The organism is Enterobacter cloacae complex sp. R_G8 (assembly GCF_024599795.1).
Classification (GTDB): domain Bacteria; phylum Pseudomonadota; class Gammaproteobacteria; order Enterobacterales; family Enterobacteriaceae; genus Enterobacter; species Enterobacter dissolvens.
On the sequence record NZ_CP102246.1, the window covers coordinates 4,063,459 to 4,077,036 of the forward strand.

A 13,578-nucleotide genomic window follows, 5' to 3' on the forward strand; every position below is an offset into this window, starting at 1 on the left:
CTGTTTTAGCTAAATGTATTGGTGACTTCCTGCAGATCCCGATCGTCCAGTTCGCGTTCAAAGCTGCGAAGACGTTTGTAGATGGACATCAGTTCCACCAGCGTGGTCCAGGAACTGATCAGATACTGGAACGACCCGCGAACCTGACCAAACACGTTGGTGATCTGTGTCATCAGACCCAATGTTATCGTACCCGCAACAATGGACGGGAACAGCAGGAACAAACCGAAAACGTTATCCACCTGCAGATACAAAATGCGCGCAATGTTGAAGTACATATAGTGGAAGTAAAGACGGAAATAGTTGCGACGCACGGCGCCAAACAGTTCACGTACGGTTGGCGGCGAGGCGCGGTTGGCATCATCTTCGCCATAAACCAGCTCTTTACGATACGCTGCCTCGACGCGCTGATTTTTAAACTCCAGCCCAGGCAGTTTGATCCCCACGACCGCCAGCAGGCCCGTTCCCATCAATGACCAGACAATCGCGGCAATCACCAGACCATACGGCAGATGGCCAACGATCGGCAGATCCGGCACGTGTGCCGAGAGGGTCACCAGCACCGGCAGGAAGGCAATCAGCGTCATAATGGCATTGATAAAGCTTACGCCCATGTCTTCAAGGGTGGAGGCAAAACGCATGGTGTCTTCCTGCACACGCTGCGCGGCGCCTTCGATATGTCGCAGGTGTTGCCAGTGCGCCATATAATGTTCGTTCATCGCGGTACGCCAGCGGAAAACGTAGTGGCTGACAAAGAAATTGTTCATGACGCCAATCACTACCGCAATCAGGGCGATACCAAGGAAGATGCCCACTTCGTGGTAGAACTGATTGATGGTCACCTTATGCGGTGAACTCAGTGCGCTCTGGATCAAATCATAGAACGGGGCATACCAGGCGTTAACCGCCACCCCCACTTCCACCAGAAACCAGGTGACAAAGATAATTAGCGACGTACCAAGAATGGACCAGTATTGCCAGCGATGTGGCGCATAGACAAACCAGAACAGCGCAAACAGCCCAACACAAACCATGTAGTACGCATAAAACAGCAGATAGCTCAACGACCAGAAACGCGCCGCGCTAATGGGAACTTCGCCCGTCGCGCCCGTGATGCGCGTTAACCACGCTCCGCCGCCCGCCTGCCAGAAAATGACAGCGATCAGTGCCCAAATAAATGCCGACAGGAAAAATGGCCCCGGCTTTGGGAAAAAAGACTTAAACATGATGCTTCCTTCTTGTTGTTATGGCTGTTGCTGTGTTCAACACATCACCACACGAAAATCTTGCCTGCGCCAACCTCCTGGCGCAGGCAAAAAGGTCAGACCCGAGGGTTTATTATTAGTTCGCTTTCCAGTGTTCAAGAATTGTTTCGGTGCGTTTCACTGCTGGCGGGTTTGCGGGCGCGATGAAGTCGCGCCAGACGTCGTTGTAGTGGTTAATCAGAATGCGTGCTTCGGCCGCCGGGCGATTCGCGGTGGTATGCGCATCCTCCGCCACGGTGATGTGATAGCCGCGACTGACACCGTTTTTGAACGTGGCATCAACACAATAATCGGTGGCACAGCCGCAGATGACAAACTCGTGAATCCCCTGCTCGCGGAGCAGCGCCTCAAGCGAGGTGTTATAGAACGCATCGCAGGCCGTCTTGGTCACGTAGAGGGCATCAGCAGGCTGATGCAGTTCAGGCAGCAAGGCAAACCCGTCACTGCCCTCTTCCAGACCGCCAGGCTCGGTATGCTGAATAAAAATCACCCGATCGGCTGCCTGGGTAAGCTGATTGATCAGTGAGACACATTTTTCACGCTGATGACGAGGCGTTTCGAACACCCCTTGCTGCATATCGACAACCATAACCACACGCTTTCCGGACATACCCTTCTCCGCAAGATTGAGTAACACAGCCATCTATCATAAGGCCGATGTCACAAAATGGGAGACTGACGGCAAGTAAATTCTTCTGATTTACTCGCAGTTACGTTTTTCTGGTTATCGTTATGTAATTCGGGGCATTGCACCGTACGGTTTAGTAGTATAAATACCCATTACTTTCCTCATTCACTTCTATGGATGCTTTTCGTTGAAACGTTGTCTGCTCTCTTTCGCCGCGCTGTGTGCGGTGAGCTTCTCCACCGCCCAGGCAGCCCAACCGCTGACGGCCCCCGTTTTGGCATCAGATATTGCCGATCGCTACGCCAACCTCATTTACTACGGCAGTGGCGCGACGGGCATGGCGATGGTCGTCATCGACGGCAACCAGCGCGTGTTTCGCAGTTTTGGCGAAACGCGTCCAGGTAATAACGTTCATCCACAGCTGGATTCCGTCATCCGCATCGCGTCCCTGACCAAGCTGATGACCAGCGAAATGCTGGTGAAATTGCTGGACCAGGGTGTGGTGAAACTCGACGATCCGCTCAGCAAGTATGCCCCACCGGGCGCACGCGTTCCGACATATCAGGGAACCCCCATCACGCTGGTCAATCTGGCGACGCATACCAGCGCCCTGCCACGCGAGCAGCCAGGCGGTGCGGCACACCGTGACGTTTTTGTCTGGCCGACCCGGGAACAACGCTGGAACTACCTGAGCACCGCCACGCTGAAGACCGCGCCAGGTTCGCAGGCATCTTACTCCAACCTGGCCTTTGATCTGCTGGCCGATGCGCTCTCGACGGCAGCGGGCAAACCGTATACGCAGCTGTTCGAAGAGCAGATCACGCGCCCATTGGGCATGAAGGACACCACATTCACCCCTTCGCCGGATCAGTGCCGCCGTCTGATGGTCGCAGAGAAAGGCGCCAGCCCGTGTAATAACACGCTGGCAGCCATCGGCAGCGGCGGTGTTTACTCCACGCCAGGCGACATGATGCGCTGGATGCAGCAGTTCCTCTCATCAGACTTCTACTCACGTAGCCACCAGGCTGACCGTATGCAGACCCTGATTTACCAGCGCAGTCAGTTGCACCGCGTGATCGGCATGGACGTACCAGGCAAAGCTGACGCCCTCGGTCTGGGCTGGGTATATATGGCACCGAAAAATGGCCGTCCGGGCATTATCCAGAAAACGGGTGGCGGTGGTGGATTCATTACCTATATGGCAATGATCCCCCAGTCCAACGTGGGCGCTTTTGTGGTGGTCACCCGCTCGCCAAATACGCGTTTCGTTAATATGAGCGATGGCATCAATAACTTAGTCGCCGAGCTGAGTGCCAATAAAGCCCAGGTGCTGACCGCCTCCGTCCAGCCTTAATATTCCGTGGGCAAACGGTTGATGCTAACCAGTTTGCCCCGGCTCATATTGATGTAGTTACCCTGTCGAAGCGCAGCGAGGACCTCTGCGACGACGGAACGCGAAATGCGCGTGCTTTGTTGAATATGATTCATCACGCCAATTTTTGAGCGCAGGGTTTCATCCCATTCGGCCATATTCAGCAGCATGGCGCGGATTTGGTGATAGGAGTTATTTCCTACCAGTTGCCTGTCCCGCTTTTCAAGAATGGATTTAATCCAGGATAGCCAGCAGAAAGCTTCTTTCCAGAGAGAACTTTGCTGAATAAGTTGCAGAGAGGTCGAAGCAGGTAAATAAAAGCCTGTGCATGGATTTTTGGCCACGACCCGGTATTCCTGCATGCCAGCGGCCAGGCCCAGAATAAAGGGCGCAGTGGCAATGCCAATCAGCAGTTCGTCAGCACGACGATAGATTTCAATAATGCCAGTCTGTAATACAAGGGTGCTAGGTTCATCGTTATCATCATTTAAAATAATCTGCTGAGGAGCAGATCTAAAAGGGGTACTGGCTACTTTCAAACACTGTTCGAGCCGGCTTAATTCAGAAAGTGGTTTCGCATTAACTTTCATGCAGACCTCAGGACATCCGTATTTGTCGGTTCAATATTATTTTTTTAGATGAAAAAGCGGGGGATATATTCCCCCGCTTTTATACATTACCAGGTATATTTCACACCCACATTAGCGCCCCAGTTCTGGTCAACGTCGCCGCCGCCCAGGTAAGTGGCATCGGTGTATGCACTGAAGTTTTTGGTGAAACTGAACTGTGTGCCCAGCCCTACACGGACAGCAGAGCCTTCAACACCGTTGTCGATGCTGTCGCCATTTACGTCCGCATTGTTGTCAGCATCGTCATACACATACGCCAGCTTGAAGTATGGTGTCAGGGCTTGCTCTCCTCCGTAGTTGAAGGTGTAGCCCGCATCCAGACCAAGTTCATAGCGCAGGCTGTCGTAAGACTGGCCATCAATACGCATGTCGTTGCTTAACCGGTAGTCATCACCCGACTGGAACAGTCCAGACACGGCCGCATACGGCGTGACATAGCCGGACAGGTTTGGTTTCCAGTCATAACCCAGTTTCATACCGAAGCCTACCGCATCTGTCGTGGTATTACCGTCCACGTACTGACCGTTGCTCATGGTCGCGGAGAGATCGTTATTGAAACGGGTATAGCTCAGGGAGCTGTCGAGGAAGAGATCATTGGCAAACTTCGCAGAGGCATAGAGCATTGCCGTCTGGCTATCCTGATCAACCTGACCGGTACGATCGCTGATATCCCCTTTCGCGAAACCTGCCGCACCGCCGACGATCCACTTCGCATTGTTACCGTCAATCTGGGTATCCAGACCAACCATAATCCCGCTGACGTCCTGATCGTAGCTGACAACGCCATTATCGGCGTCGAAGTTGCCGCCGAAGTAGCTTACCCACGCCCCGCCGTTATCGGCCAGACCGTGACGGCTGTTGGTGAGACGCGTTCCGACGGTGTCCTGTTGCAGATCCCAGATATTGGTATTCGCTGACGGAATGCTCAGCGCCATATTGGCATAGTCGGTCAACGCTTTCTGCTGCAGAACAACCGTGTCACCCTTCTGCTGCGCCTGGTAGGTATAGGCGCCTAAATCAGCTTTGTTTGCGGCAGTAAAGCTCGCCGCAGTATCCGCATTGTTGTCATAAACGCGGATGATCTCTTTGTTTTTATAATCAGCAACAGAACCGGCGCCGGTCGCATCGTCGATACGCACGGTGTAGTTACCTGCCACATCACCATTCACCGCCAGATGACCGTCTGAGTTAAGCGCCACGACGCCATAGTCGTAATCGGCTTTGCTCTTGTCATTGGTGATAAAGCGGGCGTTGGTCAGATCGCTGTTCAGCACGTAATCACGGCTGGCAACGTTCAGCACCCCGCCATCGGTCAGTACCATATTGTGCGTGTCCACCTGACCCAGCCCTAACGCCAGTTCCGCACCGTTGTCGACGGTGATGGTGTTGGCATACAGTTCAGCTGTTTCTTCCGTCAGAGCGGCACGGCTGTAGCTGTCCAGATACAGGCTGTCTGTCGCCACTGCGCCACTGTCGCCAATGTTCAGGGTAGAGACGTTGGTCAGGGTGATGGAATCCGCCAGCAGGCCAGAGTTTTCAACATTCACCTGCGACTGGTTATTCACAGCCAGCGTATCGATGTTAGACAGTTTGCGGGTGTCCCACTCAGAACCGTTGTCCAGGGTGATGTTGAACAGACCGCTCTGATACACCTCTTCACCTGCAACGTGACCGTTGGTGTCATAAGTGGAATCAGGCCAGATGCTGTTTGGAGACAGGGTTCTCCAGTCAACGCTGCTGTAACCCTCACCATACATTTGCGCGGTGCCGATCGCTTCAACGCTGGATTGCGCAGCGCCAACCCATTTGCTGCCGTTAGTCAGCGTGACATCCAGCTTATCGGTACCATCCCAGCCGTTGGTGGTTGGGTTATACACCCCGTCTTCGGTGGTATCGGTTGCCGGGTCGCCATTTTCGTAGAAATTGTTGTCGAAGGTGCTGGAGAACAGAATATCGCCGGTAACGGTAGAGTGATCAAACGTGGCGGTGGTTTGCATCGCGTTATCGGACGCGCCCGCAGCAACTATCAGCGCCGCGTCATCTGCCCCGGTCGCGTTGGTTTCACCGTAGTCGCTCGGCTTCGCGGTTTGACCATAGAACCCGCTGGTACCCAGATCGCTGTAGGCACCAGACGTCAGAACAGAGTCTTTGACCACCAGGGTGTTGGTAAAGACATTACTGCTATCCGCAACGCCTTCAACACCGTCATACGGGGTATTGTCCAGTTCATGGTAACCCTGTGTCAGCGTGATGCCAGCAACGTGGGAGTTGTTCTGGATAACAATATCCGATTCCACATCCAGCGTGATCGCGTTACCCAGTCCATAGGTATCCAGATAGTGGGTTTCGGTGTTGTCACCATTCAGAACATCATACGCATAATGCTCATAGGTATCGTTAATGGTGGAGTGATCGACGGTCAGGCTAAAACGATCGTACGGCGTATGGGTCGAGCCGTCCGTATCAACCCCGTCAGCACATGTGGTGGTCATGCACTTTGAGGTGATCATGCCATTAATGGTGCTATTAGAAATGCTCAGCGCATTCGCTCTTCCATTGACGCCATCGTCAAGGTAGTACGTGGAAATAACGCCGTTCACCGTTGACTTATTAATCACCGGATAAATATCACCGTCATGGGTGGCATCCGAGTAATCCCAGTCAGTGTAGCCATAATACCAGGGGGTTGATGCTGTATTATCATATCCGAAGGTATTATATGTGGTACCAGAAATATCTTTCGCATTGGCCTGAGAAGCGATAGCCAGCGTGCAGGCTAATGCAAGTTGTGATACAACCAGTTTCTTTTTCCATGTTTGCATTGGGTCATCCCTCCTCAGGGACGTAAGCAAGTTTGTCCATCAAATCATTTGGCAACATTGTATTGCGGAGGGAATTATGCATTTTCATTTCGAAAAGGTTCAATGAATGATTCCATTAAGTCCGTATACAGACTAATAACATGAAAAAAATGCAGCGGCATTAAAAACCAGAAATAAACACTATAAAAACAGCGAATTAAAATCACCAGATATAAACATGGATAATATAATAAAGAATAATAGATCATTATTAATGATACATTTACTTCAATATAGAAATGACACCAATATCTTACGCATTTAAAAAACATGCTGGTGCTGGTTATCTCTATTGACCATATGAAACATTGCAAACCGCATTTCGCATTAACAAAAAGCCTACTTTCGTAAAACCCTCTCCCCCACTTTCATGTACACTAGCCTTCTTTGTCACACAAACGTCAGGCATATCATGACCGATTTAATTGCTCGTCCCCGTCGTCTGCGCAAGTCACCGGCACTGCGCGCTATGTTTGAAGAGACAACACTGACCCTAAACGATCTGGTGTTGCCGATTTTTGTTGAAGAAGAGATCGATGACTACAAAGCCATCGAGGCCATGCCAGGCGTGATGCGCATTCCGGAAAAATATCTGGCACGTGAGATAGAACGTATCGCCAACGCGGGGATCCGCTCGGTGATGACCTTTGGCATCTCCCACCACACTGACGCTACCGGCAGCGATGCCTGGAAAGAAGACGGTTTAGTCGCCCGTATGTCACGGATCTGCAAAGAGACCGTGCCGGAAATGATCGTCATGTCAGACACCTGTTTCTGTGAATACACCTCACATGGCCATTGCGGTGTGCTGTGCGATCACGGTGTCGATAACGACGCCACTTTGCTGAATCTCGGCAAGCAGGCGGTGGTAGCAGCAGCAGCCGGTGCGGATTTCATCGCACCTTCCGCTGCCATGGACGGGCAGGTTCAGGCGATCCGCCAGGCGCTTGATGCGGCCGGATTCACCGATACCGCCATCATGTCCTACTCCACTAAGTTTGCCTCTTCGTTCTACGGTCCGTTCCGTGAAGCGGCCGGTACAGCGCTGAAGGGCGATCGCAAAACCTATCAGATGAACCCGCTGAACCGCCGTGAAGCCATCCGTGAATCGCTGCTGGATGAAGCCCAGGGCGCAGATTGCCTGATGGTGAAACCGGCTGGCGCGTATCTGGATATCCTGCGTGACATTCGCGAGCGCACCGAGCTGCCGCTGGGTGCATACCAGGTGAGCGGCGAGTACGCGATGATCAAATTCGCCGCGCAGGCGGGTGCGATCGACGAAGAGAAAGTGATCCTGGAAAGCCTGGGCGCGATCAAACGTGCCGGCGCGGATCTGATCTTCAGCTACTTTGCACTGGATCTGGCCGAGAAGAAAATTCTGCGTTAATCCGCTTTAGCGCCGGGTGGCGGCTTTGCCTTACCCGGCCTCCTCTCTGCGCTAATCTTCACCAAACTGCAATACAACCGACATCTCTCCCTTCTACTGTCTGAGCAAGACGGCAGGAGGAGTAACCATGTTTAGTCTCGATAGCGTTCTCGACGACCTTTGGCCTCAGGCGAGGCCTGCACCCTGGCAAAAAAGTCTGTTAAAAAGACTGTTCTACGAAGAAGAATTCCAGCAATTTGCCGCGACACACCGCCATCTGAAAGGCCTGGATATGGTGGAGCAAGTTCTGGAGCACCTCGATATTCTCTGCACCGTTTCCGCCCGCGATCTCGAACAAATCCCTGAACATGGCCCGCTGGTCATTATTGCCAACCACCCGACAGGCACGCTGGACGGGCTGGCACTGCTGTATGCCGTTTCCCGTGTACGGCGCGATGTGAAAGTCGTCACTAACCGGATGCTGACCCACCTTGAACCGCTTAGCTCGCTGTTTATTCCGGTGGACAACATGGGCGGCAGAACGGCAAAAACCTCCCTGACGCAGATGGAACAGCATCTGCAAAACGCAGGGGTGCTGATCTTCTTCCCGGCGGGAGAAGTGTCCCGTCCTACGCGCAAAGGGATCCGCGATAAAAAATGGCACCCCGGCTTTATTAAACTCGCCAGTAAGCTGCGCGTACCGCTGCTGCCGGTGCATATTCAGGCCCATAATAGCCTGCTCTTTTATGCCAGCACGCTGGTGTCCCCCACCGTATCGATGCTCCTGCTGATGCAGCAGATGTTCCGCCGCCGCCACAGCCAGCTACCAGTAAAGATCGGCCAGCAGATAGCCTGGCACCACTGGTATAGCGCAAACCTTTCATCGCGTGAGATGGCCGAGCAGTGCCGTCAGCACGTGATACGTCTTGGCAAGGGAGTGCCTGGTGTCTTTAAAACTCAATGCGCCATTGCCCGCCCGGAAGACCGGGCCACGCTGAAGCGCGAGCTGGCCCAGGCCGAATGTCTGGGCAAAACCAGCGATGGCAAAACCATTTATCTGTGGCAACGCAACGGACAGGAAGAGGCTCCCCTGCTGCGCGAACTGGGACGACTGCGCGAAATCGCGTTTCGCGCCGTGGAGGAAGGGAGCGGTAAACGTCGGGACACCGACAGTTACGACGATGACTATCTGCACCTGATCCTGTGGGATGAAGAGGATCTGGAGATCGTCGGCGCCTATCGTTTTATGCCGACAGCCAGACAGGTCGAACAACGCGGTCTGGAAGGACTTTATAGCTACAGTCTGTTCCACTACGACGACAAAATGCAGGACGTGCTGGAACACGGCATTGAACTGGGACGCAGCTTTATACAACCGCGCTACTGGGGCCGTCGCGGCCTGGATTATTTGTGGTCCGGTATTGGTGCCTATCTGGCGCGTTATCCGCACTACCGCTATCTGTTTGGCCCGGTCTCGATTTCCGGTGGCTTACCACCTGCCGCACGGGATCTGCTGGTGGCGTTTTACCGTCTCTGGTTCCCGGCGACACATCCCTTAGCCGCGTCACGTCAGCCTTATCCTGCCTCCCTGCCGGACGTGCTGGCGCAGTTTGGCGGGGTGGATTACGTGGATGACCTGACGAAGCTGAAATCCCTGCTCGGTAATCTGGGTTGCGGTATTCCGCCGCTCTACAAACAGTATTCCGAGCTGTGTGAACCCGGCGGCGTGCAGTTTATCGATTTTGGCAGCGACCCGGCGTTCAACAACTGCATCGACGGGCTGGTGCTGGTGGACTTGTGCTACCTCAAGGCAAATCGCTATCAGCGGTATATTGAGGCGCACCTTTAAATGGGCGGTTTTTGTAGGCCGGGCAAGGCGTAGCCGCCACCCGGCCTACGGAGCGACGGGGTCAAGGACGGTAGAACGGCTTATCACCTAAAATTGTCGCCCGCTGCATAATCCGGCGCTGTGGCAGATAATCCGCATTTGCATAGTGCTGTGTCACGCGGTTATCCCAGATCGCCAGATCGTTCTCCTGCCAGCGCCAGCGCACCTGAAACTCCGGTTTGGTGATATGCGCAAACAGGAAACGTAACAGCGCCTCGCTCTCTTTTTCCGTCACGTCCACAATCCGCGTCGTGAATCCCTCATTCACAAACAGCGCCTGCTTGCCGGTTACCGGATGGGTGCGCACGACCGGATGGAGCAGCGGCGGATGTTTCGCAACCGCCTCCTGCCAGCGCTGATGCTCCGCTTCTGTTTTGCGGTACTTGTACTCCTGGAACGATTTTTTGAAGTCATGCTCCGCCCGCAGGCCGCTTAGCAACGTCCGGAACGGTGCGGACAGCGCCTCAAAGGCCGCAATGCCGCTGGCCCACAGCGTATCGCCGCCCGTCTCCGGCAGCAGCTTCGCCGAAAGAATCGCCCCTGCAGGTGGCGTCTCGATAAACGTCACATCCGTGTGCCAGTTGTCGTTGTCCGGCGGGTTATCGTTATGCGTGTCGAGCACAATAATCTCCTCCACCCCTTCCGCATGCGGATAAACCGGATGGATATGCAGATCGCCAAAGCGCAGTGCCAGGGCGCGCTGCTGCTGCGGGGTGATAGCCTGTTCACGCAGGAATACCACCTGATGGCGCAGCACCGCGTGATAAAGCTGCTCAAACTGGTTATCGCTCAGCGGACGGGTCACATCCAGGCCCGACACCTGCGCACCAATATATGGCCCCAGCGGGGTAATGGTCAGACGTTCACTCATTGTATTTCTCCATGCCAGGGCGTCAGACGACGCTGCAGCGCGCGCAGCCCCAGTTCTAATCCAAAGGCGATCACGGCGATAACCGCAATCCCGGCCAGTACCACGTCAGTCGCCAGAAACTCCCCCGCCGACTGCACCATAAACCCTAACCCTCGGGTGGCGGCGATCAGCTCTGCCGCCACCAGGGTTGACCAGCCCACGCCAAGGCCGATGCGTAATCCGGTTAAAATCTCCGGCAGTGCGCCCGGTAAAATCACGAACAGCAGCACCTGTGTCCGGCTGGCTCCCAGCGACTGCGCCGCGCGGATCCGCACCTGCTGAGCGCTTTTGACACCCGCCAGGGCCGACATAGCAACCGGGGCGAAAATCGCCAGATAAATCAGCAGGATTTTTGACGTTTCACCGATGCCAAACCAGATCACCATCAGCGGCAGATAGGCCAGCGGCGGCACCGGACGGTAAAGCTCAATCAGCGGGTCGAGGATCCCGCGCACCGTCGGGCTTAAGCCCATCGCGATGCCGACCGGAATGCCGATAATGACCGCCGCCAGCAGCGCCACCAGAATGCGCGCCAGGCTTGCACCTAAGTGCTGCCAGAGCGTAGCGTCCATAAAGCCCTGCGGCCCGGCAATGGTGATCAGTTTTGCCAGCACCTGCCCCGGCGGCGGCAGAAACAGCGGACTGACCCATGCCTGCGCGGCAACCAGCCACCAGACCGCCAGCAGCACCAGCAGCGTGCCGACACTGAGTGTGATCTGGCGCGAGAAAGGCCAGCGAAAGGCCGGGCGCGCGCGTCGCGTTTTCTCGCTGAAGACGATGCTCATGAGAAGGCCTCCCGTTGTTCAAACACACGGCTTAAGACGTATTCACGCTGTTCGATAAACCGTGGATCGGATTTGATGCTGCGCACCGGCTCCCCCGCGACATAGCGACGGGCAAACTCAAGCGGCAGCCGCTCCAGCACGCGCCCCGGGCCAGGGGACAGCAGCACCAGCTCGGTCGCCATAAACACCGCCTCTTCGATATCGTGGGTGATCAGCAGCACCTGTTTACCCGTTTCATGCCACAGGCGTAAAAGCAGGGTTTGCATCTGCTCGCGGGTAAAGGCATCCAGCGCCCCGAACGGCTCATCCAGCAATAGCAGCTGCGGGTTGGCCGCCAGCGCGCGGGCAATGCCGACCCGCTGGCGCTGACCGCCGGAAAGCTGCCAGATAAACCGTTTTTCAGCCCCTTCAAGACCGACCTTTTTGAGCATGTCCCGTGCTGTTGCCAGCCGTTGCTCGCGGCTTACGCCCGCCAGTTGCAAACCGAAAGCCACGTTTTCCTGCACGTTGCGCCAGGGAAGCAGGCCTTCATTCTGGAAGACCACGCCGCGCTCAGCGCCCGGGCCTGCCACTTTTTTCCCTTCCAGTTGAATAGAGCCATGCTGATACGGTACAAACCCGGCAATCAGATTCAGCAGCGTGGTTTTCCCACACCCGGACGGGCCAAGCACAACCAGCAGTTCACCGCTCTCCAGCGTCAGGTTGATGTTCTCCAGGGCCGGTTTGCCACCGTAATCAGCAGACAGATTTGTAATAGTCAGCATCGCAGCCCCCTTATTTCACAAAGCGATCGGTCACGTACTGGCTATAGTCCGCCGCCACCGCAGGCACTTTGCCCTGCTCTTTCAGGAACGTGGCGGTATCGACAATCGCTTTGTTTACCGGCCCGGTCAGCTGTTGTACCTGCTGGGCAGGCGTGAGATAGGTATTACCTTTCACCAGCCCCGGCACGTCCGCTTGCGGCACGCCGCTCAGACGGGACAGTTTTTCGAGATTGGCAGGCTGCTTCAGCCATGCATCCGGGTTGCTGATATAGGGCTGCTGAGCGTCGATGGCGCTTTTGGCAAAGGCCTTCACGACCTCAGGATGTTTCTCGGCAAAATCTTTGCGCACCACCCACACGTCGAGCGTTGGCGCGCCCCACTGGCCCACTTTTTCGGAGTCGGTCAGCACGGTGCCGTCTTTTTCCAGCTCATTGACAGCCGGTGCCCAGACGTATGCGCCATCAATATCGCCGCGCTGCCAGGCCGCAATAATCGCCGGCGGCTGCAGATTAATGATTTGCACCTGGCCTGGCTTGATACCCCAGTGTTTCAGCGCCGCCAGCAGGCTGTAGTGAGTGGTCGAAATGAACGGCACGGCGATGCGCTTGCCGATCAGGTCTTCTGGTTTGGTGATGTTTTTCTTCACCACCAGCGCTTCAGAGTTACCCAGCTGTGAAGCGAGCAGGAAGACTTCAATCGGCACCTGCTGGCTGGCCGCTACCGCCAGCGGGCTGGAGCCGATATTACCAATCTGCACGTCGCCGGACGCAAGCGCACGCACCACGGCCGCCCCGCTGTCGAACTTACGCCAGTCGACGTTTGCGCCGCTCTCTTTGGCAAAGGTGTTATCCGCCTGCGCGACTTTCGCAGGCTCTGCGGAGGTTTGATACGCGACGGTGACGTCCACCGCCTGCGCCTGAAATGCCCACAGCGCCAGCGCGCCGAGTAAAGTGATTCGCGATGAAATGGCCATAATGTCTGCTCCCCTTGTTGTTATGAGGGCAGTATTTCCGGCGCGGGAATTTTGATAAAGGAATAAAAAAGAATCGTTAATTACGATTCGTTTTTAGAAAAAAAGCGGGAAAGGATAGTGAATTTTGTGCAGTGTTT

Annotated in this window: 11 protein-coding genes; 3 read left to right on the forward strand and 8 right to left on the reverse strand. The window is 55.0% G+C overall.

The genetic code is table 11. The features are described 5' to 3' along the window. Positions 1-5: 5 nt before the first annotated feature. Both sbmA and NQ842_RS19345 read right to left on the reverse strand, forming a co-directional pair. On the reverse strand, positions 6-1,226 hold the full coding sequence (gene sbmA, locus NQ842_RS19340) for a peptide antibiotic transporter SbmA (RefSeq protein WP_014830835.1): 1,221 nt from the start codon (positions 1,224-1,226) through the stop codon (positions 6-8). Between the two features lie 115 nt (positions 1,227-1,341). Then, complete coding sequence (locus NQ842_RS19345) at positions 1,342-1,875, reverse strand: isochorismatase family protein (RefSeq protein ID WP_014830834.1); 534 nt, start codon at positions 1,873-1,875, stop codon at positions 1,342-1,344. A 205-nt stretch (positions 1,876-2,080) separates the two neighbouring features. Here NQ842_RS19345 and ampH point away from each other — a divergent pair, with 205 nt between their 5' ends. Further along, positions 2,081-3,247 carry a D-alanyl-D-alanine-carboxypeptidase/endopeptidase AmpH gene (gene ampH, locus NQ842_RS19350; protein ID WP_046888864.1) on the forward strand — a complete coding sequence of 389 codons (1,167 nt, stop codon included), beginning with the start codon at positions 2,081-2,083 and terminating at the stop codon, positions 3,245-3,247. Here the strand turns inward: ampH and NQ842_RS19355 are convergent. Both NQ842_RS19355 and NQ842_RS19360 read right to left on the reverse strand, forming a co-directional pair. Beyond that, positions 3,244-3,855, reverse strand: coding sequence for a helix-turn-helix domain-containing protein (locus NQ842_RS19355; protein WP_014830832.1), 612 nt, complete (start codon positions 3,853-3,855; stop codon positions 3,244-3,246). The genes ampH and NQ842_RS19355 overlap by 4 nt on opposite strands. Positions 3,856-3,941: 86 nt before the next feature. Beyond that, entirely contained in the window at positions 3,942-6,716 is a 2,775-nt protein-coding gene (locus tag NQ842_RS19360) for an autotransporter outer membrane beta-barrel domain-containing protein (RefSeq protein WP_257256218.1), read from the reverse strand. Positions 6,717-7,167: 451 nt separating this feature from the next. Here NQ842_RS19360 and hemB point away from each other — a divergent pair, with 451 nt between their 5' ends. Both hemB and NQ842_RS19370 read left to right on the forward strand, forming a co-directional pair. After that, a complete protein-coding gene (gene hemB, locus NQ842_RS19365; protein WP_014830830.1) occupies positions 7,168-8,142 on the forward strand; it encodes a porphobilinogen synthase in 975 nt (324 codons plus the stop codon). Positions 8,143-8,269: 127 nt separating this feature from the next. Continuing rightward, entirely contained in the window at positions 8,270-9,970 is a 1,701-nt protein-coding gene (locus NQ842_RS19370; RefSeq protein WP_118283276.1) for a lysophospholipid acyltransferase family protein, read from the forward strand. 61 nt (positions 9,971-10,031) lie between these two features. On the opposite strand, the gene tauD is transcribed toward NQ842_RS19370, so the two are convergent. From tauD to tauA, 4 genes are read right to left on the reverse strand one after another with little or no spacing between them, the layout of a single operon-like run. Then, positions 10,032-10,880: a taurine dioxygenase gene (tauD, locus tag NQ842_RS19375; protein WP_013095796.1), complete on the reverse strand. Its 849-nt coding sequence runs from the start codon at positions 10,878-10,880 to the stop codon at positions 10,032-10,034. Next, a complete protein-coding gene (gene tauC / locus NQ842_RS19380) occupies positions 10,877-11,704 on the reverse strand; it encodes a taurine ABC transporter permease TauC (protein ID WP_046888861.1) in 828 nt (275 codons plus the stop codon). The genes tauD and tauC overlap by 4 nt, the downstream gene beginning before the upstream one ends. Further along, positions 11,701-12,468 carry a taurine ABC transporter ATP-binding subunit gene (tauB, locus tag NQ842_RS19385; RefSeq protein WP_014830826.1) on the reverse strand — a complete coding sequence of 256 codons (768 nt, stop codon included), beginning with the start codon at positions 12,466-12,468 and terminating at the stop codon, positions 11,701-11,703. The genes tauC and tauB overlap by 4 nt, the downstream gene beginning before the upstream one ends. 10 nt (positions 12,469-12,478) lie before the next feature. Continuing rightward, positions 12,479-13,441, reverse strand: a complete 963-nt coding sequence (gene tauA / locus NQ842_RS19390; RefSeq protein ID WP_014830825.1) for a taurine ABC transporter substrate-binding protein — start codon at positions 13,439-13,441, stop codon at positions 12,479-12,481. Positions 13,442-13,578: the final 137 nt, after the last annotated feature.

Excerpts from the sequence above, each read along its gene's own strand:
- sbmA (WP_014830835.1), bottom strand. The coding sequence starts at position 1,226 with ATGTTTAAGTCTTTTTTCCCAAAGCCGGGGCCATTTTTCCTGTCGGCA.
- NQ842_RS19345 (WP_014830834.1), bottom strand. The coding sequence starts at position 1,875 with ATGTCCGGAAAGCGTGTGGTTATGGTTGTCGATATGCAGCAAGGGGTG.
- NQ842_RS19355 (WP_014830832.1), bottom strand. The coding sequence starts at position 3,855 with ATGAAAGTTAATGCGAAACCACTTTCTGAATTAAGCCGGCTCGAACAG.
- NQ842_RS19360 (WP_257256218.1), bottom strand. The coding sequence starts at position 6,716 with ATGCAAACATGGAAAAAGAAACTGGTTGTATCACAACTTGCATTAGCC.
- hemB (WP_014830830.1), top strand. The coding sequence starts at position 7,168 with ATGACCGATTTAATTGCTCGTCCCCGTCGTCTGCGCAAGTCACCGGCA.
- NQ842_RS19370 (WP_118283276.1), top strand. The coding sequence starts at position 8,270 with ATGTTTAGTCTCGATAGCGTTCTCGACGACCTTTGGCCTCAGGCGAGG.
- tauD (WP_013095796.1), bottom strand. The coding sequence starts at position 10,880 with ATGAGTGAACGTCTGACCATTACCCCGCTGGGGCCATATATTGGTGCG.
- tauC (WP_046888861.1), bottom strand. The coding sequence starts at position 11,704 with ATGAGCATCGTCTTCAGCGAGAAAACGCGACGCGCGCGCCCGGCCTTT.
- tauB (WP_014830826.1), bottom strand. The coding sequence starts at position 12,468 with ATGCTGACTATTACAAATCTGTCTGCTGATTACGGTGGCAAACCGGCC.
- tauA (WP_014830825.1), bottom strand. The coding sequence starts at position 13,441 with ATGGCCATTTCATCGCGAATCACTTTACTCGGCGCGCTGGCGCTGTGG.